Below are 23,135 nucleotides of genomic sequence, written 5' to 3'. Positions count from 1 at the left end.
ATCGCTATGCTGCATCGCCTTTTGCGTCAGACGCGCGGGCCTGCAGAGCGGGCATTTCCGTTGAGCACAATATCGATCCGGCCGAGCGTTTCCAAAAGAGGGGACGACGCGAACAGATTGTTCTCCGATTGAGAACGATCTGGCAGATCAGTCGTGTTTCAAGTCCATGAGATAGGTATTCTCCGCTCGCGAAATGGCAAATGCCTGGGGGTCGATTTCGGCGATGATCAGGGTTTCATCCGAGGAACCTGCCTTTGCCAGTGCCTGGCCATCCGGTGACGCTATCAGCGAGAGGCCCGCAAAGGAGAACATGTCGTCCGAACCGCAGTGATTGACATAGGCGACGAAGAGCTGGTTCTCGAAGGCGCGCGTCCGGATCATGTGGTCGGTGATGAAAGTCCCGGACCATCCGGCCGGGAGGGCCGTCGGCACCAGCACCGCATCGGCACCCGCAAGCGCCAGGCGACGGACGTTTTCGGGGAATTCGACATCGTAGCAGATCAGCATGCCGCAAGTGACGCCACGATGTTTGAACAGGCGCGTCGAGGGCTCCGCCGGCGTGAAGAGCGAGCGCTCGTAATCGCCATAGAGATGCGACTTCCGATAGACAACCGGGACGGCATCGCCATCGACATGGACGGCGCTGTTGTAGACGGCGTCCGCTCCCTGCTCTGCGAATCCGGCCACAATGGCGATGCCGGTTTTGAGCGAGATGCGCCCAAGTTCTCGAACGATCCGCCCATCCGCCGGCTCCGCGAGCCTGCGAATGGCTTCCCCCGCGCCGTAGCCGGTGATTGCGAGCTCGGGGGCGACGAGCAGGCTCGCACCCTCGCCGGAAGCCCCGATCGCCGCCCGCTCGATGCGGGCGAGATTGGCGGCCACGTCGCCGCCAATGCTCTTCATCTGCAGGGCAGCGAGCTTCATCATTTTCCGTCCGACGACATGGCGCCGAGCAGCTTCGGCAGGTCTCCGAAGCGGGCGACGAGGCTGAAGATGACCGCGGCCGTCGTGACGAAGAGGATCGTCACCGAGGCCATGGTCGGCGTATAGCCGTAGCGAAGCGCGTTGAAGATCTTGATCGGCAGCGTCTCCATCGTGAAGCCGACGGTCATGTAGGCAACGATATACTCATTGAGCGACAGCACGAAGGCGAAGGCATAGCCCGAAACGATATAGGGCAGGATCAACGGCAGAACGACAGTGCGGAAGACCGTGCGGTCATCCGCGCCCATCGTCGAGGCCGCCTCGACCAGCGACCGATCGATCGAGGTGAAGCCGAGAGACAGCGTGACCAGCGGCAGTGTCACGAAGAAGATCGCGTGGCTGACGACGGCGGTCCAGGGCTGGCCGTAAAAGCCGGCCGTCGCCCAGAAGGTGAGCAGACCGAGCGCCGTAATGACCGGCGGCAGCGTGAAGGGCGCGACCCCCAGAAGCTGGAAGATGTTCGCCCATGGCGCGACGCGCCGCCACAGGAACCAGGCGAGCGGCAGCGCGATCGCGACCGCAAGTGCGGCGGAAAGGAGCGCGAGCGTCACCGACGCGACAAGCGCGCTGCGCCATTCGGGGTTCAGGAAGATTTCCCCGTACCAGGATGTGGAAAATCCTTGCGGGGGAAAGGCGAGCGTCTGCTTGGCGTTGACCGATACGCCGGCGACGACGATCAGCGGCAAAGCGAGAAAGAGCCCGATCAGGGAGAAGTAGACCTTGCGGAAAATGGTGCTCATGCGGCCTCTCCCTTCCGTCCTGCGATGACGGTTAACGCCACCAGCCCAAGCGTCACCAGGACGAGGAACACCGCCATCGCCGCGGCGAAGGGCATGTTGGACTGATAGATCGCCTGATCGGTGATGAGCACCGACAGCGTCCAGTGCTGCGGCCGGCCGAGAAGTTGCGGCAGGAGATAGGAGCCGAGCGCGAAGATGAAGACCATGATCAGCGTGGCGGTGATCGTGTTTCTCAGCGCCGGAACGACGACGGTGAAGAAGGCCCTGAGCGGCGAGGCACCGAGCGTGCGGGCCGCTTCCGTCAGCGTCGGGTCGAGGCGCACGAGCGCGGGGAAAAGCACGAGCACGGTATAGGGGAAGGCCTGATAGACCATGCCGGTCAGCACAGCGGCGAAACTCGGCGTGAGCGCCTTCGCCTCACCCATGAGCCCGAGCGCCACGAGGATGTTGGTGATGCCGGCCGTGCGTGAGAATAGGGTGGACCAGGCAAAACCGATGATGACTTCGGAGAGAGAAAGCACGGAGAGCAGTGCGACGAGCCACACGACCTGCACCCGGCGCGCCATACGCGTGAGCAGATAGGTGAAGGGCAGCGCCAAAACGACGCAGCACGCGGCGACCGCGATCGCCAGCATCAGGGAAAAGCCGAGAACGCCGCCGAAGAAGGCCGAGAGGAAGCGGGCATAATTGTCGTAAACGAAGGCCGGCGTATAGAAGCCGCCCTGCTGGCGCTGAAAGAAACTGACTGCGATCATCGTGCCGAAGGGCACCACGAAGAAGATCGTCAGCATCCCCGCGGGGAAGAGGATCGGCAGGTAGTCGCCGAGGGTCCGGGGCGGTTCGCGTCTCATCTGGCGAGCACCACACAGACATCGGGTGTGAGAGCGACGCCGACCTGTTGGCCGACCGTCACCTGCGGCCGGGCGCGCGGCGTCGAAACCGCTACGATCTGCCGGCCGGCAACATCGACGAATGTCTCGATCGTGCCCCCGAGATCGCGCACGAAGGTCACCGTGCCGGAAAGCGCTCCGGCACCCGGCGCGGTCAGGTGCACGTCTTCCGGGCGGATCGAAAGCATCGCCTTCGCCGCACCCGGCGGCAACTGCAGGCCCGGCACCGGCTGACCGAGCACCGTCACGCGGCCCGAAGTGTCCGCCTCCGCTTCGATCAGATTCGTCTGTCCGATGAAGTCGGCGACGAAGCTGTCGGCCGGCCGGCGATAGATCTCGATCGGCGAGGCAGCCTGCCGGATCTCGCCGCCGTTCATGACCACGACCGTATCGGCCATGGTCATCGCCTCGCGCTGGTCGTGGGTGACGACGATGGTGGTGATGCCGAGCTTCTGCTGCAACTGCCTGAGCTCGACCTGCATCGCCTCGCGCAGCTTGGCATCGAGCGCCGACAGGGGTTCATCGAGTAGGAAGAGCTTCGGCGAGATCGCCAGCGCCCGAGCTATCGCCACGCGCTGGCGCTGGCCGCCGGAGAGCTTCGAGACCGGCCGGTCGGCATAGCCCGACAGGTGGATCATCGAAAGCAGCTCGTCGACCCGTTTCTTCTGGTCTTCCCTCGGCGCGCCGCGGATGCGCAGCGGATAGGCGATATTCTCGCCGACGGTCAGATGGGGGAACAGCGCCAGCGACTGGAACACCATGCCGAGATTGCGCTTATGCGTCGGAACCCGGGTGATGTCCTCGCCGTCGAGCCCTATGGAACCCGAGGTCGGCAGGTCCAAACCGGCGATCATGCGCAAGAGCGTGGTCTTGCCGCAGCCCGACGGCCCGAGCATGCAGACGAAGGTGCCGTGCGGCACCGTCAGGTCGACATCGTTGACGGCCCTGAACGACCCGAATTCCTTGACGACGTTTTGAAGGGCAAGTCCCGACATATGTTCCCCGTTTCGCGCGTCATACGCGGATGTCACCGGCCACGTCAGACGCGCTGCCTCGGCGACATTTTGAAAAATTCAACATCAGCTTATCCCTAAACCGCTTCCGGTTTAAGGTCCGTGCAATTGGCTGCGCCGCCCCGGGATACCGAGGCGGCGGCTCGTGGCCGGCCTCAGCCGACGATCAGTTCCGTCCACTTCTGGTTCAGCCAATCCGACTTGGTCTGGTAGAGATCGTAGCGCGGAACGATCGGCTCGATGTCCGAGGAGACGGCGGCGAATTCCTTATCCGTCAGATCGGTGGACTCGCGCTTGACCGTCGGCGAGGTGCCGACCTTGCGCGAGAGCGTCGCCTGGACCGCAGGCTGGCACATGTAATCGATGAAGATGTGGGCTTCCTCGACCTTCTGCGACGCGCGCGAAAGCGCCCAGCAGCCGGAATCCTGGATGCCGCCCTCCTTCGGGAAGGTGGAACGCACCGGATGACCATCCGCCGCGGCGAGCCCGGTCACGTCGTGATAATATTGCCCCATCGGGATTTCACCCGACTTCAGCGCCTGTTCGAACTGGGCTTCGTCGCGGTACCAGAGACGGACGTTCGGCTTCACTTCGGCGAGCTTCTCGAAGGTCTTGAGGATCCCCTCTTCGGTGTCGAGCGCATTGGTGCCGCCCATGAAGGTCTTGGCCGTCACTTCGAGCAGGAAGGAGTTGGAGACCAGCGCCAGGAGGCCGAGCTTGTCGGCATTCGCCGGATCCCAGAAGGCCTGCCAGGAGGTCGGCGCCTCCTTGTAGACGTCGGTGTTGGTCACCAGCGTGATGTACCAGGAAACGGCGCCGATGCCGGCGATGCGGCCGTCCGGATATTTGTTGACGAAGCGGTCGAGCAGGTTCGAGCCGTTCTTGATCTTCGCCATGTCGATCGGCGTCCAGAGGTCGGTCGCCTGGCCTTTGAGCATCGCCACCTGAGACATCATGGAAACGTCGGCGGGCGCCTGGCCGGCGCGCGCAGCCTGTTCGAGCTGGACGAGCCATGCCTCGCCGGTGGGCTCGGCGACGGATTCGATCGCGATGCCGGTTGCCTTGGTGAATTCGGGGAAGATGTTCTTGTCGAAGGAGTCCTTGAAGTAGCCGCCATAGACGCCGACCTTCAGCGACTTGTCCTGCGCCCTCAGCACTGCCGGCATCGCCAGCATCGACGCGCCGGCAAGCCCCGCACCGAGCAGCGTGCGGCGCTTGATGGAATTGATGATCATCGCATGTCTCCTTTGTTTTTTGGCGGCTTGCGCCGCGTTCCCTTGTTCTAGTTGATTCCTTGCGCACTTTGTCCCCGCTGCGCTTCAGCGAAGAGAGTGATTTGGCATCAGATTATCGTGATCCGCTCGTGCCCGCCATGCGCATCGATTTCGGATCGTTCATCCGCGCATCAGCCCTTGCCGGCAACGGCCGGACTGAAGACCATCAGGCTCAGGATCTCGAAGAGCACCTGGGCGCCGGCATGGGCTGTATTGGTGGTCGTGTCGTATTGCGGCGCCACCTCGACGACGTCGCCGCCGACGAGATTGACGCCCTTCAGCCCGCGGATCAACTCCAGAACCTCCCGCGTCGTCAGACCTCCGACTTCCGGCGTACCGGTGCCCGGCGCGAAACTCGGGTCGAGGCTGTCGACATCGAAGGAGAGATAGGTCGGACCGTCGCCGACGATCTTCTTCGCCTTTTCGATGATCGCCGGAATACCCAGTCCGGTGACCTCCTCCGCATGAATGACCGTCATGCCGGACTCGTAGGAGAACTCCCACAGATACTCCGCCGAGCCGCGGATGCCGATCTGGATGACGCGTGTCGGGTCGAGCACGCCGTCGAGAACGGCGTTGCGGAATGGGCCGCCATGGTGGAACTTGGTCAGGTCGAAGGCGCCGCCGGTATCGCAATGCGCGTCGATATGGATCATGCCGACGGGCTGCTTCCTGCCCACGGCCTTGAGGATCGGATGCGTGATCGAATGGTCGCCGCCGACGGAGAGCGGCAGGACGCCAGCATCGACGATCTGGCTGATCCGCTTCTCGATGTCCTCGTGGCTGATTTCGAGCCGGTAGCGGCTGCGGAAGGGAACATCGCCGATGTCGGCGACCCGGAGATCATGCACCGGGGCGCAGCCGAGCACGTGATTATAGGGGCCGATCCGCTCGATCGCGCGCAGCGCCCGTGGTCCGAAGCGCGAACCCGGGCGGTTGGTGACGCCGAGATCCATGGGAACGCCGATCATCGCCACCTGAAGATTGCCGAAATCCGGGTCATCGGCATCGACCGGCATATGGGGTGCGGTCAGGAATGTCGGAATGCCGGAATAGGGCGCCAGCCGCGTGCCGCTCTTCGTGAAAATCTTGTCCGCGACCTTGCGGAAGGTCGGATCGAAGAGCTCGCCGCCATGGCTCTCGCCATATTTCGCCTTCAATTCGTTGAGCTTCTGTTCATCCCAAGCCATGCGCCGGACCTCCGTATCGTTCGGCCGGGGCTGGCACATGATGCACCGCAAGTCACGACTTGCGTAGTGCCGATCCGAAGCGGCGCGATCAGGTTCCCCGGCTTTTGCCTTTGTTGCGCATATTAGGAGACAATTCTTCTGGAAAAGCAATTGACATTGTTATAGCGTTTGATGTGAGAAAAATTCACATAAATGCCGCCTCTCCGGAGCCTCTTCTTGTCGAGCCGCCTGCCTCCGCTGAATCCGCTGCGCGCCTTCGAGGCAACCGCCCGGCGCGGCTCCGTTTCCGCTGCGGCGCGTGAGCTCAACGTCACCCATGGCGCAGTAAGCCATCAGATCCGCGCGCTCGAACTCTCCTTCAACGCGCCCCTTTTCGAGCGGGGCGGCAAGCGGCTGAGGCTGACGCCGCAGGGCGCGCTGCTCCTGCCTGCCGTGACGCATGCCTTCGCCGAGATCGCCGCGGCAACCGCGGCGATGACGCGGCCCGCGACGAGCGGGGAGCTCACCGTCACCTGCGTCCCGGCATTGCTCTCCTTCTGGATGATTCCGCGCCTGCACCTCTTTACCGAGCAGTTCCCCGATGTCCAGTTGCGGCTGATCGCCTCCAATGACGAGGCGAACCTCGACTCCCCGGATGTCGACGTCTGCCTGCTCTATGGCGACGGCAACTGGCAGGACTGCTGGTCGAGGCTCTGGAGCCGGCTCGAGCTTTTCCCGGTCGTCAGCCCGACGCTCCTCAACATGCGGCCGCTACGCTCCATCCGGGATATCCGCGACCACGTGATGCTGCATGGCGACGACGGCCGCGAGTGGAACACCTGGCTCGCCGCAGCCGACGCCATCGATTTTCAGCGCGGCCGCCAGCATTTCATGAGCGATGCGCGGCTTTCGACCGAGGCGGCCCTCCACAACCAGGGCGTTGCGCTCGGCGATACGATCACCGCCGGCAGCCTGATCGCCCGCGGCGAGCTGATCGCCCCCTTCGACCTGACGGTTCCGGCCAACGACGCCTTTTTCGTCGCCTGCCGCAACGAGGTTCGCGCCGCGCCGATCGTCCGCGTTTTCATCGACTGGCTGTTTGCCGCACTCGAAAGCGACCCGATGCCGGAGCTGCAGATGTCCGCCCGCACGATCATCCGCAGCCGCATGTCGAAGCCCGAAGATGCCGGCCGCAACACCACGCCGAAGAGCCTTCAGCCCCGTTCCGCGCCGCGCAACCGGCGTCCGGAACGTCCGCAGAAGCGCAAAATCAAATCATAATGCGGGGCTGAGAACCCCGTCCGCTTCAACAACAGGAAATCCGCCATGCCGCATTTCAATCCCCTGGTCGAAAAGCTCTCGCCGCCGCCGATACCCTCGGTGCTCGCATGGGCGAAGGCCTATGACGGGGCAAAAGGCCCGCTGATCGACCTCTCCCAGGCCGTGCCCGGCTATCCCGCTCATCCCGACATGCTGAAATGGCTGGGCGAAGCCGCGGCGTCGACGGCCTATACGGGCTACGGGGCGATCGAGGGTGAAGCGGAACTGCGCCAAGCCTATGCCGAGCATGTGGCGGCGCTCTATGGCGGGGCGATCGCCGCCGGCAACATCCACATCACCTCGGGCTGCAACCAGGCCTTCATCTGTGCCGCGATGGCCGTCGCCGGGGCCGGCGACACGGTGCTGATGACCAATCCCTATTACTTCAACCAGGAGACCACGCTGGCGATGCTGGGGATCGATGTCGAGCTTGCGCCGCTCGATGCGGGCGCCGGCTTCCTGCCCGAGGTCGAGACCATCGCCTCTGCCTTGCGGCCGGGCATCCGGGCACTCGCGCTCGTTTCGCCCAACAATCCGACCGGAGCGGTCTACCCGCCCGGACTGCTGCAGCGCATCTACGAGCTCTGCCGCGCGAACGGAACCTGGCTCATTCTGGACGAAACCTATCGCGACTTCCTGCCGGATGCGGCCGCCGCGCCGCATGGCCTGCTTCGAACGCCGGGCTGGGAGGACGGTTTCATCGGCCTCTACAGCTTCTCGAAGTCCTTCTGCATTCCGGGCCATCGTCTCGGCGCGATCACCGCCGGACCGCAGGTGGTCGAGCAGATCGCCAAGATCATGGACAATCTCCAGATCTGCGCCCCGCGTTCCCCGCAGGCGGCGGTCGCGAGGGCGATACCGGCGCTTGCCGACTGGCGGCTTGCCAACCGCGCCGAAATCGCCGCCCGCGCCGAGGCGCTGAGGACGATCATGACCCGGCTGCCGCAATGGAAGCTGCAGGCCGTCGGCGCCTATTTTGCCTATATCCGCCACCCCTTCCCCGACATCGAGTCGCAATTCGTCGCCGAGAAGCTGGCGAAGCTCGCCGGCGTCCTCTGCTTGCCCGGCGACTATTTCGGCGAGGGTCAGGAAAACTATCTGCGCTTCGCCTTCGCCAATGCGGACGTGGCGACGATCCTCAAGCTCGAAGAGCGCCTCGCGGGATTCGAGCTGCCGGGTATCTGAGTGGTTCAGCCGCGGCGGGCGATCAGGATGCCGATCAGCACGATCGCGCCGCCGATCGCCTGCATGAGGCCCACCGGCTCGCTCAGCAGAACCCAGGCGAGCAGCGCAGCCACGACCGGCTGCAGGAGCAGCGTCAGCGAAGAAAAGGCCGGCGGCAGAAAAGCGAGCGCATAGGTAATCGCCACCTGCCCGCCGGCGTGGCTGACGAAGGCAAGTCCGAAGAGCATGGCCCAGCCGAAGGCGCTCGGCGGGAAAAGCGACTGCTCGGTCAACAGGGCCATCGGCAGCATGCAAACGGCTGCCGATGCGGTACTCCAGATCATGATCCGGTTGGTGCTGAAGCGGCTTCGCAGACGCCCGATGGCGAGAATGTAGCCGGCATAGAACGCGGCCGCGACGATGGCGATCCCATCGCCGGCGAGATCGCCGCCGCCGAGTGCCGCCGGACCGCCTTTCAGGACCACCACGCCGGCGATCGCCGTGGCGAGGCCGGCCAGGAAGATGCCGCTGACCGCCGAGCGGAACAGAGCCCATCCCGCCAGCGTCACGAAGACCGGCGCCAGATTGGCAAGCAGCGTCGCATTGGCAACCGAGGTCATGGTGAGCGCAAGGTGCCAGGCTGCGAGATCGATGGCGAGAAACACGCCCGGCAGGATAAGCTGAGCGTAATCGGACAAGCACTGCGGGGGCTTCTCCGCGGCTGCACCGCCGCGCAGCCGGGACCAGGCCACCAGCGGGATCAGCGCCAGCGCGACACGCCAGAAGGCAGTGGCCATCGGCCCCACTTCCGAGAGACGCACGAAGATCGGCGATCCGCCGATGGCGGCACCGCCGATGATGAGTGCGGCCATGGCAAGTCTGTTACGGGGAGCGGCGGAACTGGCGGCTTGGGTCACGGCGATGTCCGATGGCTGGGAAGCGCGCCGCAGAACCGGCGCGCGGCAAGCCAGCTATCAGAACCGCGCCGCGAGCGACAGCCGAATTCGCCCGATAGGCGAAAAACGACCACACGCGAAAACGTGCGGCCGTGGGAGAGACTATCGGTCAGGCCGCATCCGGCAGGTGAACCGTTTTGACCTCCAGGAAGTCCTCGAGCCCGAACATCCCGCCTTCCCGGCCGTTGCCGGACTGCTTGTAGCCGCCGAAGGGGCTTCCGTAGCGGTGGGGACCGCCGTTGATGTGCACCATGCCGGCCCGGAGGCGCGACGCCACCCGCTCCGCCCTTTCGCGGTCGCGGGTCTGCACATAGGCCGCGAGGCCGTAATTCGTGTCGTTGGCGATCGCGATCGCCTCCTCTTCCGTATCGAAGGGGATGATCGAAAGCACCGGTCCGAACACTTCCTCGCGCGCGATCCGCATGGAATTGTCGACATCGGCGAAGATCGTCGGCTGGACGAAATATCCGGTCTCGAAGCCTTCCGGCTTGCCGGGGCCGCCGGCAAGCAGCGTCGCGCCTTCGGCAACGCCCGCTTCGATCAGCGCCTGCACCCGCTCGAACTGAATATGGCTGACGAGCGGGCCTATATGCGAGCCATCCTTCGTCGGATCGCCGACCCTCGCCTCCATGCCGACGCGCCTGGCGATTTCCACGACCTCGTCATAGGCGCTGCGCTCGACGAGCATACGTGTCGGGGCATCGCAGGACTGGCCGGAATTGTTGAAGCATTCGAGAATGCTGGCGGTCACCCGCTCCTCGATATCGGCATCGGCGAAGACGATGTTCGGCGACTTGCCGCCGAGTTCGAGCGTGACGCGCTTGACCGTATCGGCGGCGTCCTTGCTGACGGCTATACCGGCCCGGGTCGAACCGGTGAAGGACATCATGTCGATGTCCTTGTGCTTCGACAGCGCCGCCCCGGCATGGATGCCGTCACCGTTGACGAGGTTGAAGACGCCGGCCGGGAAGCCCGCCTCGTCGATCATCTCGGCGTAGAGCATGGCGTTCAGCGGCGTGAACTCGCTGGGTTTCAGGACGCAGGTGCAGCCGGTCGCAAGCGCCGGGACAACCTTGAGCGCGATCTGGTTGACCGGCCAGTTCCACGGCGTGATGAGACCGCAGACGCCGATCGGCTCACGCAGGAGCGTGTCGCCATTCGGCAGCTTTTCCCTGAGTTTCAGGCGCTTCAGGGCATCGATGAAGCCCTGCAGATGACCGACGCCCACATCCGCCTGCTGCTCGTGGCTCATCGTTCTGGGCGCACCGAGTTCGGCCGTGATGGTGTCGGCCATTTCATCGTAACGGCGCTTGTAGATCGCGAGCAGCTTTTCGAGCAGCGCCAGCCGTTCCTCGACGGTCGTCCGGCTATAGCTTGCGAAGGCCTTCTTGGCGGCTGCAACAGCCCGGTCGACGTCGACGGCGGTGCCGAGCGAGATGACCGCTATCGGCTTCTCGGTCGCCGGATTGAGCACCAGAAGATCGTTCTGCGTGGCCGGCTCAACCCATTTGCCGTCGATGTAGAATTTCCGCTTGTCGAGCATTCGCTCCTCCATCCCGTCTGATTTCCGGCGGCAAGGCTACGACGGCGGCTGCACGCGGACAAGGGCGGAAAAGCGGAAGGGAGCGTGTCGAAGAAACGGCACCGGCCGATGAACGGCTGCAGATGCATGAGCACCTGCAGCCGTTGCGAAATCAGAACGCGCCGATGAGGAGCGCGCAGATGAAAGTGAAGGCTGCAGCCACCGCGATGGCGTGGGTAAAGTGCCTCGCAGTCGGACGACGGGCGGGTCGAGCCCGGTAGACGGTATAGCGGGATTGGGTCATCGCCTTGGTCGCGTTCATTATGTCTCTCCGCTGTTGGGGCGTTGGCCTGTTGCCGTTGTTCTCCTATATTCTTGATCAAATTCCTAGATAATTTTTTCCCACGGATCAAACGAGAAATGAAAAATTCGTTTAACCGGCCTGCCAGGCAGTGCGGAATACACGGTTTTCTCAGCGAATCTGATGCCCAGGAGCGATCGCCCCGGCTACCAGCCGACGGCGTCCTTGAGCATGTACCACCACGATCCGACAGTGGAATACTGCGCGCGAAACATCCGTCCGCCGGGGAATGGATACCAGGGCAGCTTCGCGAAGACATCGAAGCGCGACACGTCGCCGTCGATCGCTTCGGCAAGAGTGCGGCCGAAGAGGTGGGAGCCCGTCACGCCATGGCCGCTATAGCCATGGGCGAAATAGGTATTGCTGCCTATCCGCCCCATTTGCGGCACGCGCGTGAAGGAAAGTGCGAAGTTGCCGCTCCAGGCATAGTCGATCTTCACGCCCTTGAGCCGCGGGAAGACCTTTTCGAGATTTGGCCTGAGTTTCGCCACGACATCCGCCGGGTCGGTACCGCCATAGACGGTGCCGCCGCCAAAAATCATCCGCTTGTCGGCGGACAGCCGGAAATAATCGAGAATATAGCGAACGTCCTCCACGCACATGTCGCTCGGGATCAGCGAATGGGCAAGCTCCTCGCCGAGAGGCGCGGTGGTGATCATCTGGGTCGAAACGGGCATGACGCGGGTGGCGAGCTTCGGCACGGCATCGCCGAGGTAGGCGTTGCCGCAAAGCACGACGATCCGGGCGGAAACCTCGCCCCCGTCCGTATAAACCGTCGGCCTGGCCGATTCGTGGTCGACACGGGTCACCGGTGACATCTCATAGATCACGCCGCCGAGGTTCTCGAAGGCGCGTGCCTCTCCGAGCACCAGATTGAGCGGATGCATATGGCCGCCGGTGGTATCGAGCATGCCGCCGCAATAGGCCTCGGAATTGACGAGCTTGCGCAGCGCCTCGCGGTCGAGAAGCTGATGATCGTCCATCCCGTATTTGCGCCAGAGCGCCTGCTTGGCCTCGAGCTCCTTCATGTGGGCTCCGGTATAGGCGGCATAGATATTGCCGGGCTTCAGATCGCAGTCGATCCGATACTGGCTGACGAGCCGGCGGATGATCCGTCCGCCTTCCTGCACAAGGCCGCCGATGAAGCGGGCGGCATCCTCGCCGTAGCGGCGCTCGATCGTCGACAGGCCGGCATTGAGGCCGTTGACGATCTGGCCGCCGTTGCGCCCGGAGGCGCCCCAGCCCACCTGCGCACCCTCGACCACAGTTACCTTGTAGCCCTTTTCGGCGAGATGAATGGCCGTGGAAAGGCCCGAATACCCCGCGCCGACGATGCAGATGTCGGTTTCGATCCGGCCTTCCAGCTTGACCGGATTGCGGATGATGTTGCGCGATACGGCGTAATAGCTCGCCGGGTAGCTGCCGTCGCCGGCATAGGATTTCTGCTTCCGTGCCATCATACGATTTCCAGATAGGCGCTGAATTCGTAATCCGTGACCTGCTCGGCGAAGCCGGCTATCTCCTGGCGCTTGCAGGCGATCAGCATGGAGCGAAGCACGGGATCGAAGATCTCGGCGGCGATCGGTCCGGCCTCGAAGGCGTCGACCGCCTGCCCCCAATCGGCAGGTATTTTGGGCAATTTCTCCGCCGCATAGGCTCGTCCCTCGACAGGCGCCGGCGGCTTCCACTTGTTGCGGATGCCGACGAGCGCGGCGCCGAGGATCGCGGCGATGACGAGATAGGGATTGGCATCGGCGCCCGCAACGCGGTGCTCGATCCGCCGCGCCGCCGGATTGCCGCCCGGGATGCGGATTGCCGAGGTGCGGTTCTCGTAACCCCAGGAAATCGAGGTCGGCGCATGGGTGTCGGGCCGCAGCCGCCGGTAGGAATTGAAGTGCGGGGCGAACATCAGCGTCGTCTCGGCCATGCCGCGCAGGAGGCCGGCCACCGCATGCTTGAGCACGGCCGATCCCTCGTCGCTGCCGTCGTCGAAGACGTTGCTGCCCTCCTCGTCGAGCAGGCTGAAATGGACGTGCATGCCGTTGCCGGAACGGGTGCCGTAGGGTTTGGCCATGAATGTCGCCGCGAGTCCGTGCTTGCGGGCGACCCCCTTGACGATGCGCTTGAAGAAGATCGCGTCGTCCGCCGCCTTCAGCGGATCGTCGCTGTGCAGCAGATTGATCTCGAACTGGCCGATGCCGTTTTCGGCGATCGCCGCATCGGCCGGCACGTTCTGCCGCGCGCACTCCCTGTAGACGTCGGAGAAGAATTCGCCGAAATCGTCGAGCTCGTCGATCGAAAGGATCGCGTCGGAATCGAGCCGCTTGCCGGTATAGGGCGAGATCGGCGGGACGGCGCTGTCCGGCTCGGGATCGATGAGATAGAATTCCAGCTCCGTCGCCACCACCGGGCGCAGCCCCAGTTCGCGATATTCGCGCATGATCGCCGCTAGCGCCTGGCGCGGATCGGCAAGAAAGGGCCTGCCGTTCTCGACGAACAGCCAGAGCGGAACCAGCGCGCTCGGCCGCGACGTCCAGTTGACCGGCAGGGCCCCTCGTCCCGTGACGCCGCAGATGCCGTCGCGATCGCCGGTCGCAAAGACCTGCGCGCTGCCGATGATGTCCTCACCCCAGACGTCGACGCCGACGATCGAGAGCGGCATGCGGATGCCGCCGCCGAGCACCTTCCTGGCCTGTTCCACCGGCACCCGCTTGCCGCGCATGATGCCGTTCAGGTCGCAGATCACCGCCTGGATACTTTCTATCGGGCCGTTCTGCTCAAGCCAGGACTGGAACACTTCGGGGTCGTCCGCATCGATTGACATATCGCATTTCTTTTTGTGATCACATTCTTCGGAAATTGACATAGTTACAGTTTTGAAGTCAAGCTGCACCGGGTCGGTAGGATCGACTCGTTCCAACGCCTGGATGCGGGAGGAATCGCCGTCTTGAAGACCCTTGCCCTGCCCGCCCTTGATCGGCCGGAAGGTATGACGACCCACGACTATGCCTTTGCGCGTCTCAGGCAGGCGATCATGGTGGGCGCCTTCCGCCCCGGAACCTCCGTCACCATACGCGGGCTCGCAAACGCACTGGAGAGCAGCCCTACGCCGGTGCGCGAAGCACTGCGTCAGCTGACCTCGATCGGCGCCCTGCAATTTCTGGAGAACCGGCGCATCGTCGTGCCGCGGATCACGCCGGCGTGTTTCGAGGAGCTGATCTCGCTTCGTATCGCGCTTGAAAGCCACGCCGCCCGCAGGGCCGTCGCCCATCTCTCCGACCGGCAGATAGACCGCATCGTCGCGCTGGACGATACGATCGAGGCCGCGATCCTCGCGGGGCAGAAGGCGCAGGCGCTGATCGCCAATCAGCAATTTCACCGTCAGATCTATACGGCCAATCCCGATCAGGTCGCCATGCCGCTCATCGAGAGCCTCTGGCTCCAGCTCGGGCCGATCCTCGGCATTGCCATGGAGCACGTCACGGAATTCTATGTCATCGACCGTCACCGCGAGGCCATCGAGGCCCTGAGAAGGCGTGACGAGGACGCCGTGGCGCAAGCCATCGCCGCCGACATCCGCGAGGGCATCGGCGGCTTCGATCAGCAGGCGATCGGCAAGCTGCTCGCGCTGGCGGGGTAAATGAGCCTCGGATTTGCTCCACTAGGTCTGAACCCCAGATTTGCCCCTCACCCTAACCCTCTCCCCGCTTGCGGGGAGAGGGGACGAGTCCGTTTTTGACCCATTGAGACTGAGGCGGAACACAAGGGTGTCCCCTCTCCCCGCGCGCGGGGAGAGGGCTAGGGTGAGGGGCAGACCTCAGGACTCAACGTGACGTTCACCTGCCCCTTGACCACCTCTCCTATTCCTAGCATATTGCTCAGATGTCAGACCAATTCTGGTCTTGGGAGAACCGGATGCCCCTGCGGGATAGAGCGATGCTCCTGCCCCTGCCGCCCGCAGACCGGGCGCAGCAGGTGATATCCGCTCTTGCCGATTTCATTCAAAGATCGGGGCTGAACCCCGGGGACCGGCTGCCGGCCGAGCGGGAACTGATGGCAGCGCTCGCCGTCGGCCGCTCCACCATTCGTGAGGTGCTGAGCCACTTCCAGGCGCTCGGCGTCGTCGAGGCGCGTAAGGGCAGCGGCACCTATCTCCTGCGCGCCATTTCCAACGCGACCATCCATATGCCGCTGGCGCTCGACACCGAGCACCTTCGCGACGCGCTTCTGCAGACGCTCGAAGTGCGGCGCGGCATCGAGGTCGAGGCCGGCATGGTCGCATCCCGGCGCCGCACGGAGGCCGACCTCGTCAACATCGAAACGAAGCTCGATGAGATGGAGCGGGTCCATCTCGCCAAGGGAACGTCCGGCCCGGAAGACCTCGCGTTCCATCTTGCGATCTACGACGCGACCCACAATCCGCTCTTCAAACAACTGCTCGAGCAGATGCGCGAGGCCTTCGAACGCTTCTGGGACGAGCCCTTCGACCGTTCGGATTTCGCCAGGCGCTCCTTTCCCTTTCACCGGACGCTCTTCGACGCAATCGCGGCGCAGGACGCCGAGGCCGCCCGCGCGGAAACGCTGAAGATCCTCGCGGTCGTCGAGGAAGACATCAAGGAAATGTCCAAATGAACAACGGTCTCGATCCGTTCGAGAGAGCCTCCCTTATCGTCGCGCATGACGAGAGCAACGCTTTCGACGCCGTCGTACCGCCGATCGTGCAGACCTCGCTCTTCACCTTCAAGGACTATGACGAGATGGTCGCCTCCTATCGGGGAGAGCGCGTGCGGCCCATCTACACCCGCGGCCTCAATCCGACGGTCAGGCATTTCGAGGAGATGCTGGCGAAGCTCGAAGGCGCCGAGGACGCCATCGGTTTCGCAAGCGGCATGTCGGCGATCTCCTCCACAGTCCTCTCCTTCGTCGAGCCGGGCGACCGCATCGTCGCCGTGAAGCATGTCTATCCCGATGCGTTCCGACTCTTCGGCACGCATCTGAAGCGCATGCGTGTCGAGGTCACCTATGTCGACGGGCGCGACGAAGAGGCGGTTGCCAAGGCGCTTCCCGGCGCAAAGCTCTTCTACATGGAAAGCCCGACCAGCTGGGTGATGGACACGCACGATGTCGCAGCGCTTGCGGCTCTTGCACGCCGGCAGGGGATCGTCACGGTCATCGACAACAGCTGGGCGAGCCCGGTGTTTCAGCAGCCGGTCTCGCTCGGCGTCGACCTCGTCATTCACTCCGCATCGAAATATCTTGGTGGCCATAGCGATGTCGTCGCCGGCGTCGTCGCCGGGTCGGGCGAGCTGATCGGCCGCATCCGTTCGGAAGCCTATCCCTATCTCGGCGGCAAGCTTTCGCCCTTCGACGCCTGGCTGCTGATCCGGGGCATGCGCACGCTGCCGGTGCGGATGAAGGCACATGAGCGCTCGGCGCTCGCGGTCGCCCGCCGCCTGGCCGAGCATCCGCTGGTGGAAACCGTCTGCCACCCGGGCCTCGGCAACCATCTGCCTCCCGGTCTCTCCGGCACCTCCGGGCTCTTCTCCTTCATCTTCCGCGAAGGCGTCGACGTGCGCCGATTCGCCGATCACCTGAAACTGTTCAAGCTCGGCGTCTCCTGGGGCGGCCACGAAAGCCTCATCGTGCCGGGCGAAGTCGTTCTGGCGCAGAAAGCCGAGCCCAATTCCGCGGCAGCCTTCGGCATTTCACCGCGGTCGGTACGGCTCCATGTCGGCCTGGAGGGAACGGAGGCCCTCTGGAGCGATCTCGAAGCGGCGATGACGGCCGCTTCGTCAGGCTGACGAACACGCAACCAGCGAGAACAAAGGGAACGATAAAATGAGGAAACTGATCACAGCCACCCTGCTTGCCACGCTGATGGCCGGCAGCGCCCTTGCCGATACGAAGCTGAAGCTCGTCGAGGTCATCACCAGTCCCGAGCGCACCGAAACGCTGAAGTCGATCGTCGCCAGGTTCGAACAGGCGAATCCCGGTACGACCGTGGAGATCATTTCGCTGCCCTGGGGCGAAGCCTTCCAGAAATTCGCGACCATGGTCTCGGCCGGCGAAATCCCCGACGTCATGGAAATGCCGGACACCTGGCTGTCGCTCTACGCCAATAACGGCATGCTCGAAAGCCTAGAGCCCTATCTCGAAAAGTGGGAGCATACGCCCGGCCTCACCGAGCGCGCGCTCGAACTCGGCCGCGACGTCAACGACACCGCCTATATGCTGCCCTACGGCTTCTATCTCCGGGCGATGTTCTACAACAAGAAGCTGCTCTCCGAAGCGGGCGTCGCCGAGCCGCCGAAGACGATGGACGACTTCGTCAAGGCTTCCGAGGCGGTCTCCAAGCTGCCGGGCAAATCGGGCTATTGCCTGCGCGGCGGTCCGGGCGGCCTCAACGGCTGGGTGATGTTCGGCGCGACCATGGCCGGCGACAACAAGTTCTTCAACGAGGACGGCACCTCGACGATGAACAGCGAAGGCTGGATCAAGGGCCTCACCTGGGTCATCGACCTCTACAAGAACGGCCTCGCCCCCAAGGACAGCGTCAACTGGGGCTTCAACGAGATCGTCGCCGGCTTCTACAGCGGCACCTGCGCCTTCCTCGACCAGGATCCGGACGCGTTGATCGCGATCGCCCAGCGCATGAAGCCGGAGGATTTCGGCGTGACCACCATGCCCAAGGGGCCGAGCGGCAAGGCCTTTACCACGATCGGCTTTGCCGGCTGGTCGATTCTTGCCGCCAGCCAGAACAAGGACCTCTCCTGGAAGCTGATCGAAACGCTGGAGGGCCCGGAAGGCAATATCGAGTGGAACAAGCGCACCGGCGCGCTGCCCGTCCATAAGTCGGCCGAGAAGGACCCCTTCTATGCGAGCCCGCAGTTCAAGGGCTGGTTCGACGAACTCGCCGACAAGGACGTCGTGCTGACGGTCATGCCGACCTATCTCGAAGAATTCGCCTTCTTCAAGGATTCGCTCGCCATCAAGACGACCCAGGAGGCCCTGCTCGGCGACATCACGCCGGAAGAGCTCGCCAACCAATGGGCCGACTACCTGACCAAGGCGCAGCAGAAATACCTCGCAAACAAGAAGTAACGCAGGCACCGGCGGCGGTCAGCCGCCGCCGGTCGTCCGACGCAGGAAAAGGCACGCCGATCGATAACGGCGGTCAAAAAAGGGGAAATTTCGATCGATGGCCTATGCCGCACGCCATGACGGCCTGCCCGCAACCCGTCCGCCGCTGATGAAGCGGATCGCCGACGCCTCTGCGCCTTATCTCTATACCGCTCCGGCGCTCATCCTGATCGTTACGGTCATGCTCGTGCCTCTGGTGCTCGGCATCTCCTACGCCTTCCGCGATATCCAGCTGCTCAACCCCTTCTCCGGCGGTTTCGTCGGCCTCGATCACTTCCGTGCGCTCGCCCAGGACCAGGCCTTCTTCCGATCGCTGCGCAACACGCTCTGGTGGACGGGCGCCTCGGTCTTCCTGCAATTCGCCTTCGGCCTCATACTGGCGCTCCTGCTCGACAAACCGTTCCATGGCCGCGCGATCGCGCAGGCGCTCGTCTTCCTGCCCTGGGCGGTGCCGAGTTTCCTGGCCGGCCTCAACTGGGCCTGGCTCTTCAACCCCGTCGTCGGCCCGCTGCCGCACTGGCTCTTCGCCCTCGGCATCATGAGCCAGCCGACCAACATCCTGTCCGATCCCCAGCTTGCCATGTGGGGACCGATCGTCGCCAATATCTGGTGGGGCATTCCCTTCTTCGCGATCACCCTGCTCGCAGCACTCCAGGCGATCCCGCGCGACCTCTACGAGGCGGCGAGCATAGACGGGGCCGGCCCGCTGCAGCGTTTCCTTTCGATCACGCTTCCCTTCCTGGCGCCGACGATCGCGATCACCATTCTGCTGCGCACGGTCTGGATCTCCAATTTCGCCGATCTCATCATCGTCATGACCAATGGCGGACCGGCGGACCGAACCCAGATCGTCGCAAGCTACATCTTCACCCAGGCGTTCAAGCGGCTGGATTTCGGCTATGCCTCGGCGATCGCGCTGGTGCTGCTGGCGCTGCTCCTCGCCTATTCATTGCTGATCGTGATCCTCAGGCAGTGGCTCCTGAGCAAGGATTGAAACCATGCGCGCCAAGCAAGCATTTCTGACCATTGCCCATCGCCTGGCGATCCTCGCTTATATCGCCTTCGCGCTCTTCCCGCTCTTCTGGCTGCTCAAGGTCGCCGTCACGCCGAACGATCTCCTCTATTCGGAGGGCATTCGTCTCTGGCCGTCGCGGGCGAGCCTCGAACACTTCGACTTCGTGCTGCGGCACAGCGCCTTCCCGGTGTTCTTCCGCAACAGCCTGATCGTTTCCGGGTCGACCGCCGTCATCGTCACCATCCTCGCCTCGCTCTCCGGCTACGCGCTCTCGCGCTTCCGGTTCCGCGGCAAATACTGGCTGGTCACGCTGATGCTGCTGACGCAGATGTTTCCCCTGGTGATGCTGGTCGCGCCGATCTTCAAGATACTCTCGCCGCTGGGGCTGACCAACAGCCTCACCGGGCTCGTCGTCGTCTACACCGCCTTCAACGTTCCCTTCGCGACATTCCTGATGCAGTCCTTCTTCGATGGCATTCCGAAGGACCTGGAAGAGGCGGCGATGATCGACGGCGCGACGCAGTTCGTCGCTTTCCGCCAGATCATCCTGCCGCTGACCCTACCCGGGATCGCCGCCACCCTCGGCTTCGTCTTCACCGCCGCCTGGAGCGAACTGCTCTTCTCGCTGATGCTGATCTCCGGCAACGCGCAGGCGACCTTCCCGGTCGGGCTCCTGTCCTTCGTTTCGAAATTCTCGGTCGACTTCGGGCAGATGATGGCCGCCGGCGTGCTGGCGCTGATACCGGCCTGCCTCTTCTTCCTCCTCATTCAACGCTATCTCGTCCAGGGCCTCACGGCCGGCGCGGTGAAAGGCTGATACGCAATGGCTTCCATCGACATCGCCAACATCAAGAAGTCCTACGGTACCCACCCGGTGCTGCACGACGTCGACCTCAAGATCAGCGACGGCGAATTCGTCGTGCTCGTCGGTCCCTCCGGCTGCGGCAAGTCGACCCTTCTGCGCATGATCGCCGGGCTTGAGAGCGTGACCGGCGGCGAGATCCGCATCGCCGGCAGGCGGGTCAACGAACTCGCCCCGAAGGACCGCGACATCGCCATGGTGTTCCAGTCCTATGCGCTCTACCCGCATATGTCGGTCGCCAGGAACATGAGCTACAGCCTGAGGCTCCGCAAGACGGCCAAGGACAGGATAACGACGGTCGTTGCGGGCGCCGCTGCCAAGCTCGGCCTCGACCCGTTGCTCGACCGCCGCCCCAAGGCGCTCTCCGGCGGCCAGCGCCAGCGCGTCGCCATGGGCCGCGCCATCGTGCGCCAGCCGAAGGCGTTTCTCTTCGACGAACCGCTCTCCAACCTCGATGCGCGCCTGCGCGAGCAGATGCGCGCCGAGATCAAGAAACTGCACAAGGATCTCGGCGCCACCTCCATCTATGTGACGCACGATCAGATCGAGGCGATGACGCTCGCAGACCGGATCGTCGCCATGAATGGCGGCGTGGTCCAGCAGGTCGGAAGCCCGCTCGATCTTTACGACCGTCCTGCCAACCTTTTCGTCGCCGGCTTCATCGGCTCGCCGGGCATGAATTTCTTCGAGGGTGCCTACCACGCGGGCGACGCGCCGCGCTTCGAGATGTCGGATGAGATCGGCATTCCGCTCGACGCGGCCGCGCCCGTTTCGAATAACTCAAAGGTGACGCTCGGCATCCGTCCCGAACATGTCGTGCTTGCCGGCCACGGCCCGGAGACGCTGCTTGCCGGCGTCGACCTGGTCGAGCCGACCGGCTTCGGCATCATCCTGCATCTCTCGCTCGGGCGGGCGACCTTCAAGGTCTTCACCAACGACCGATCCTTCCTGACGGCGTCCGGCACGATCCCCGTCCACTTCCCCGCTCACCACCTGCATTTCTTCGATGCGGAGGGCAAACGCGTCTGACGCGAGCCCCGAATGGCGGCCCAGCAGGTTCAGGCTTACCTAGAAGGAGCAATTGACTTCTCTACGGCATGGACTAGCTTCTTTCCTGTCGCACGTATCAACCGCCCCGGCGCACCATTCCTTAAGAGAAGCAAGCACCGCCAAAGCAGATTTGACGATAGCCTTCCTTGCCCCGCGCCGGGCGAAATTGAGGAAGTATCATGCGAATTGCACTTGCTGCCCTGTCTTTTTCGGCACTCTCGCTCTGTCCGGTCGCCGGGCTCGCCCAAGAGGGCGATGCCGAGGCCGGCGCCACCGTCTTCAAGAAATGCGCCACCTGTCACGTGATCGACAAGGACCAGAACAAGGTCGGCCCTTCGCTGCAAGGCGTCATCGGCCGGACGGCCGGCACCCATGCTGACTTCAAATATTCGCAAGCCATGATCGATGCGGGCAAGGGTGGCCTCGTCTGGGACGACGCGACGCTGGCCGAATATCTCCGTAATCCCAGGGCCAAGGTCAAAGGCACCAAGATGGTATTCCCCGGCCTCAAGAAGGACGAGGAGATTGCCAATGTGATCGCCTACCTGAAGCAGCATCCCAAATAGGAATACTTGCGGGAAGTGAGAATTCGATCTCTTCCCGATGATTTGCCAGTATTTTCCGTTCGTGCAATAATTGTGATTGGAACTCTGCGGATTTAAGTATTCGTCTCACGGCCGATCACGGCGGGGAGGGACAGGGAATGGCCGTGGTAGTGATTCTGGTTCTGCTGGCCGTCGGCTCAGTGTTGTTCCATTTGCTTAGTCCTTGGTGGTGGACCCCGATCGCCTCCAATTGGAATTACATCGACAATACCATCACCATAACCTTCTGGATCACCGGCATCGCCTTCACCGCCGTGGTCCTGTTCATGGCCTATTGCGTCCTGCGCTTCCGCCACCGCCCGGGCAATACCGCCGCCTACGAGCCGGAGAACAGGCGGCTCGAAGGCTGGCTCGCGACCGGCACGACCTTCGGTGTCGCGGCGATGCTGGCGCCGGGCCTCTTCGTCTGGAACCAGTTCGTCACCGTCCCGCAGGATGCGTCCGAAGTGGAGGTGATCGGCCAGCAATGGCTGTGGAGCTTCCGGCTGCCCGGCGCGGACGGTAAGCTGGGCACGACGGAAACGCGCGATATCGCCCCCGAAAACACCCTCGGGGTCAATCGGGACGACGCCGCCGGGCAGGACGACATCATCATCGAAGGCGGGGAGCTTCATCTGCCGGTCGGCAAGCCGGTCAAGATGCTGCTCCGGTCGGTCGACGTCCTGCACGATTTCTACGTCCCCGAATTCCGCGCCAAGATGGATATGGTGCCCGGCATGATCACCTATTTCTGGTTGACGCCGACGCGGACCGGAACCTTCGAGATACTCTGCGCCGAGCTCTGCGGCGTCGGTCACCCGCAGATGCGCGGTACCGTCGTGGTCGACACCGAGGAAGACTACCAGGCCTGGCTCGCCGAGCAGCAGACCTTTTCGCAACTGTCCGCATCATCGGAAACAAGAGCAGTTCCAGAAAAAGTGTGTAGCGGTTTTCCGTCCGGAATTGCGACCGAACAAGGAACTGGAGCATCCGCGCTTTTCAAAGAAGAGCGAGAATGCTTCGGCCCGGCGGCGACCACGGTCGCCGCCTCAGCGGCGCAGTAGGAGGCGCCGTGAAGTAGCCCCTGGGGA

22 protein-coding genes are annotated in these 23,135 nt (G+C 63.6%); 11 read left to right on the top strand and 11 right to left on the bottom strand.

All coding sequences use genetic code 11. The features are described from left to right. Positions 1-147: 147 nt before the first annotated feature. The 6 genes from M1D34_RS02565 to speB all read right to left on the bottom strand — a co-directional run bounded on the left by M1D34_RS02565 (position 148) and on the right by speB (position 6,091). On the bottom strand, positions 148-927 hold the full coding sequence (locus M1D34_RS02565; RefSeq protein WP_027993106.1) for a carbon-nitrogen hydrolase family protein: 780 nt from the start codon (positions 925-927) through the stop codon (positions 148-150). Further along, positions 924-1,724: an ABC transporter permease gene (locus tag M1D34_RS02560; RefSeq protein ID WP_003525654.1), complete on the bottom strand. Its 801-nt coding sequence runs from the start codon at positions 1,722-1,724 to the stop codon at positions 924-926. The genes M1D34_RS02565 and M1D34_RS02560 overlap by 4 nt, the downstream gene beginning before the upstream one ends. Next, the gene (locus tag M1D34_RS02555) at positions 1,721-2,575 is read right to left on the bottom strand and encodes an ABC transporter permease (protein ID WP_004434015.1); all 855 of its coding nucleotides are present in this window, start codon (positions 2,573-2,575) and stop codon (positions 1,721-1,723) included. The genes M1D34_RS02560 and M1D34_RS02555 overlap by 4 nt, the downstream gene beginning before the upstream one ends. After that, positions 2,572-3,609: an ABC transporter ATP-binding protein gene (locus M1D34_RS02550; RefSeq protein ID WP_028009932.1), complete on the bottom strand. Its 1,038-nt coding sequence runs from the start codon at positions 3,607-3,609 to the stop codon at positions 2,572-2,574. Before M1D34_RS02550 ends, M1D34_RS02555 begins: the two co-directional genes overlap by 4 nt. 173 nt (positions 3,610-3,782) lie before the next feature. Beyond that, on the bottom strand, positions 3,783-4,862 hold the full coding sequence (locus M1D34_RS02545; RefSeq protein ID WP_010969978.1) for an ABC transporter substrate-binding protein: 1,080 nt from the start codon (positions 4,860-4,862) through the stop codon (positions 3,783-3,785). Between the two features lie 170 nt (positions 4,863-5,032). Next, the gene (gene speB / locus M1D34_RS02540) at positions 5,033-6,091 is read right to left on the bottom strand and encodes an agmatinase (RefSeq protein WP_004434026.1); all 1,059 of its coding nucleotides are present in this window, start codon (positions 6,089-6,091) and stop codon (positions 5,033-5,035) included. Between the two features lie 192 nt (positions 6,092-6,283). Between speB and M1D34_RS02535 the strand changes: the two genes are divergently transcribed. Both M1D34_RS02535 and M1D34_RS02530 read left to right on the top strand, forming a co-directional pair. After that, on the top strand, positions 6,284-7,351 hold the full coding sequence (locus tag M1D34_RS02535; RefSeq protein WP_017264593.1) for a LysR substrate-binding domain-containing protein: 1,068 nt from the start codon (positions 6,284-6,286) through the stop codon (positions 7,349-7,351). 45 nt (positions 7,352-7,396) lie between these two features. Next, entirely contained in the window at positions 7,397-8,575 is a 1,179-nt protein-coding gene (locus M1D34_RS02530; RefSeq protein WP_010969980.1) for an aminotransferase, read from the top strand. 5 nt (positions 8,576-8,580) lie between these two features. Here the strand turns inward: M1D34_RS02530 and M1D34_RS02525 are convergent, their stop codons facing one another. From M1D34_RS02525 to M1D34_RS02505, 5 genes are all read right to left on the bottom strand, one after another. Next, positions 8,581-9,471: a DMT family transporter gene (locus M1D34_RS02525; RefSeq protein WP_033048142.1), complete on the bottom strand. Its 891-nt coding sequence runs from the start codon at positions 9,469-9,471 to the stop codon at positions 8,581-8,583. 148 nt (positions 9,472-9,619) lie between these two features. After that, the gene (locus tag M1D34_RS02520) at positions 9,620-11,053 is read right to left on the bottom strand and encodes an aldehyde dehydrogenase family protein (protein WP_498780514.1); all 1,434 of its coding nucleotides are present in this window, start codon (positions 11,051-11,053) and stop codon (positions 9,620-9,622) included. A gap of 151 nt (positions 11,054-11,204) precedes the next feature. After that, positions 11,205-11,354, bottom strand: a complete 150-nt coding sequence (locus M1D34_RS02515) for a hypothetical protein (protein ID WP_028009935.1) — start codon at positions 11,352-11,354, stop codon at positions 11,205-11,207. Positions 11,355-11,539: 185 nt separating this feature from the next. After that, positions 11,540-12,853: an NAD(P)/FAD-dependent oxidoreductase gene (locus M1D34_RS02510; RefSeq protein WP_498780512.1), complete on the bottom strand. Its 1,314-nt coding sequence runs from the start codon at positions 12,851-12,853 to the stop codon at positions 11,540-11,542. Continuing rightward, entirely contained in the window at positions 12,850-14,217 is a 1,368-nt protein-coding gene (locus M1D34_RS02505; RefSeq protein WP_498780510.1) for a glutamine synthetase family protein, read from the bottom strand. The genes M1D34_RS02510 and M1D34_RS02505 overlap by 4 nt, the downstream gene beginning before the upstream one ends. A 123-nt stretch (positions 14,218-14,340) precedes the next feature. Between M1D34_RS02505 and M1D34_RS02500 the strand changes: the two genes are divergently transcribed. The 9 genes from M1D34_RS02500 to M1D34_RS02460 all read left to right on the top strand — a co-directional run bounded on the left by M1D34_RS02500 (position 14,341) and on the right by M1D34_RS02460 (position 23,108). Beyond that, on the top strand, positions 14,341-15,033 hold the full coding sequence (locus M1D34_RS02500; protein ID WP_498780508.1) for a GntR family transcriptional regulator: 693 nt from the start codon (positions 14,341-14,343) through the stop codon (positions 15,031-15,033). A gap of 275 nt (positions 15,034-15,308) precedes the next feature. Beyond that, on the top strand, positions 15,309-16,025 hold the full coding sequence (locus tag M1D34_RS02495) for a FadR/GntR family transcriptional regulator (protein WP_010969986.1): 717 nt from the start codon (positions 15,309-15,311) through the stop codon (positions 16,023-16,025). After that, positions 16,022-17,194: a PLP-dependent transferase gene (locus tag M1D34_RS02490; protein ID WP_004434058.1), complete on the top strand. Its 1,173-nt coding sequence runs from the start codon at positions 16,022-16,024 to the stop codon at positions 17,192-17,194. The genes M1D34_RS02495 and M1D34_RS02490 overlap by 4 nt, the downstream gene beginning before the upstream one ends. Before the next feature lie 37 nt (positions 17,195-17,231). After that, positions 17,232-18,494 carry an ABC transporter substrate-binding protein gene (locus M1D34_RS02485; RefSeq protein ID WP_010969987.1) on the top strand — a complete coding sequence of 421 codons (1,263 nt, stop codon included), beginning with the start codon at positions 17,232-17,234 and terminating at the stop codon, positions 18,492-18,494. Between the two features lie 97 nt (positions 18,495-18,591). Beyond that, complete coding sequence (locus M1D34_RS02480) at positions 18,592-19,527, top strand: carbohydrate ABC transporter permease (protein WP_004434064.1); 936 nt, start codon at positions 18,592-18,594, stop codon at positions 19,525-19,527. Between the two features lie 4 nt (positions 19,528-19,531). After that, entirely contained in the window at positions 19,532-20,365 is an 834-nt protein-coding gene (locus tag M1D34_RS02475; protein ID WP_018095793.1) for a carbohydrate ABC transporter permease, read from the top strand. 6 nt (positions 20,366-20,371) lie between these two features. Beyond that, a complete protein-coding gene (locus M1D34_RS02470) occupies positions 20,372-21,439 on the top strand; it encodes an ABC transporter ATP-binding protein (RefSeq protein ID WP_004434070.1) in 1,068 nt (355 codons plus the stop codon). A gap of 200 nt (positions 21,440-21,639) precedes the next feature. Then, the gene (locus M1D34_RS02465; RefSeq protein WP_004434074.1) at positions 21,640-22,026 is read left to right on the top strand and encodes a c-type cytochrome; all 387 of its coding nucleotides are present in this window, start codon (positions 21,640-21,642) and stop codon (positions 22,024-22,026) included. A gap of 137 nt (positions 22,027-22,163) precedes the next feature. Beyond that, a complete protein-coding gene (locus M1D34_RS02460; RefSeq protein WP_010969990.1) occupies positions 22,164-23,108 on the top strand; it encodes a cytochrome c oxidase subunit II in 945 nt (314 codons plus the stop codon). Positions 23,109-23,135 lie beyond the last annotated feature (27 nt).

The organism is Ensifer sp. D2-11 (assembly GCF_054161295.1).
This window is presented reverse-complemented; position numbering and strand designations above follow the sequence as displayed.

Excerpts from the sequence above, each read along its gene's own strand:
- M1D34_RS02565 (WP_027993106.1), bottom strand. The coding sequence starts at position 927 with ATGATGAAGCTCGCTGCCCTGCAGATGAAGAGCATTGGCGGCGACGTG.
- M1D34_RS02560 (WP_003525654.1), bottom strand. The coding sequence starts at position 1,724 with ATGAGCACCATTTTCCGCAAGGTCTACTTCTCCCTGATCGGGCTCTTT.
- M1D34_RS02555 (WP_004434015.1), bottom strand. The coding sequence starts at position 2,575 with ATGAGACGCGAACCGCCCCGGACCCTCGGCGACTACCTGCCGATCCTC.
- M1D34_RS02550 (WP_028009932.1), bottom strand. The coding sequence starts at position 3,609 with ATGTCGGGACTTGCCCTTCAAAACGTCGTCAAGGAATTCGGGTCGTTC.
- M1D34_RS02545 (WP_010969978.1), bottom strand. The coding sequence starts at position 4,862 with ATGATCATCAATTCCATCAAGCGCCGCACGCTGCTCGGTGCGGGGCTT.
- speB (WP_004434026.1), bottom strand. The coding sequence starts at position 6,091 with ATGGCTTGGGATGAACAGAAGCTCAACGAATTGAAGGCGAAATATGGC.
- M1D34_RS02535 (WP_017264593.1), top strand. The coding sequence starts at position 6,284 with ATGCCGCCTCTCCGGAGCCTCTTCTTGTCGAGCCGCCTGCCTCCGCTG.
- M1D34_RS02530 (WP_010969980.1), top strand. The coding sequence starts at position 7,397 with ATGCCGCATTTCAATCCCCTGGTCGAAAAGCTCTCGCCGCCGCCGATA.
- M1D34_RS02520 (WP_498780514.1), bottom strand. The coding sequence starts at position 11,053 with ATGCTCGACAAGCGGAAATTCTACATCGACGGCAAATGGGTTGAGCCG.
- M1D34_RS02515 (WP_028009935.1), bottom strand. The coding sequence starts at position 11,354 with ATGAACGCGACCAAGGCGATGACCCAATCCCGCTATACCGTCTACCGG.
- M1D34_RS02510 (WP_498780512.1), bottom strand. The coding sequence starts at position 12,853 with ATGATGGCACGGAAGCAGAAATCCTATGCCGGCGACGGCAGCTACCCG.
- M1D34_RS02505 (WP_498780510.1), bottom strand. The coding sequence starts at position 14,217 with ATGTCAATCGATGCGGACGACCCCGAAGTGTTCCAGTCCTGGCTTGAG.
- M1D34_RS02495 (WP_010969986.1), top strand. The coding sequence starts at position 15,309 with ATGCCCCTGCGGGATAGAGCGATGCTCCTGCCCCTGCCGCCCGCAGAC.
- M1D34_RS02490 (WP_004434058.1), top strand. The coding sequence starts at position 16,022 with ATGAACAACGGTCTCGATCCGTTCGAGAGAGCCTCCCTTATCGTCGCG.
- M1D34_RS02485 (WP_010969987.1), top strand. The coding sequence starts at position 17,232 with ATGAGGAAACTGATCACAGCCACCCTGCTTGCCACGCTGATGGCCGGC.
- M1D34_RS02480 (WP_004434064.1), top strand. The coding sequence starts at position 18,592 with ATGGCCTATGCCGCACGCCATGACGGCCTGCCCGCAACCCGTCCGCCG.
- M1D34_RS02475 (WP_018095793.1), top strand. The coding sequence starts at position 19,532 with ATGCGCGCCAAGCAAGCATTTCTGACCATTGCCCATCGCCTGGCGATC.
- M1D34_RS02470 (WP_004434070.1), top strand. The coding sequence starts at position 20,372 with ATGGCTTCCATCGACATCGCCAACATCAAGAAGTCCTACGGTACCCAC.
- M1D34_RS02465 (WP_004434074.1), top strand. The coding sequence starts at position 21,640 with ATGCGAATTGCACTTGCTGCCCTGTCTTTTTCGGCACTCTCGCTCTGT.
- M1D34_RS02460 (WP_010969990.1), top strand. The coding sequence starts at position 22,164 with ATGGCCGTGGTAGTGATTCTGGTTCTGCTGGCCGTCGGCTCAGTGTTG.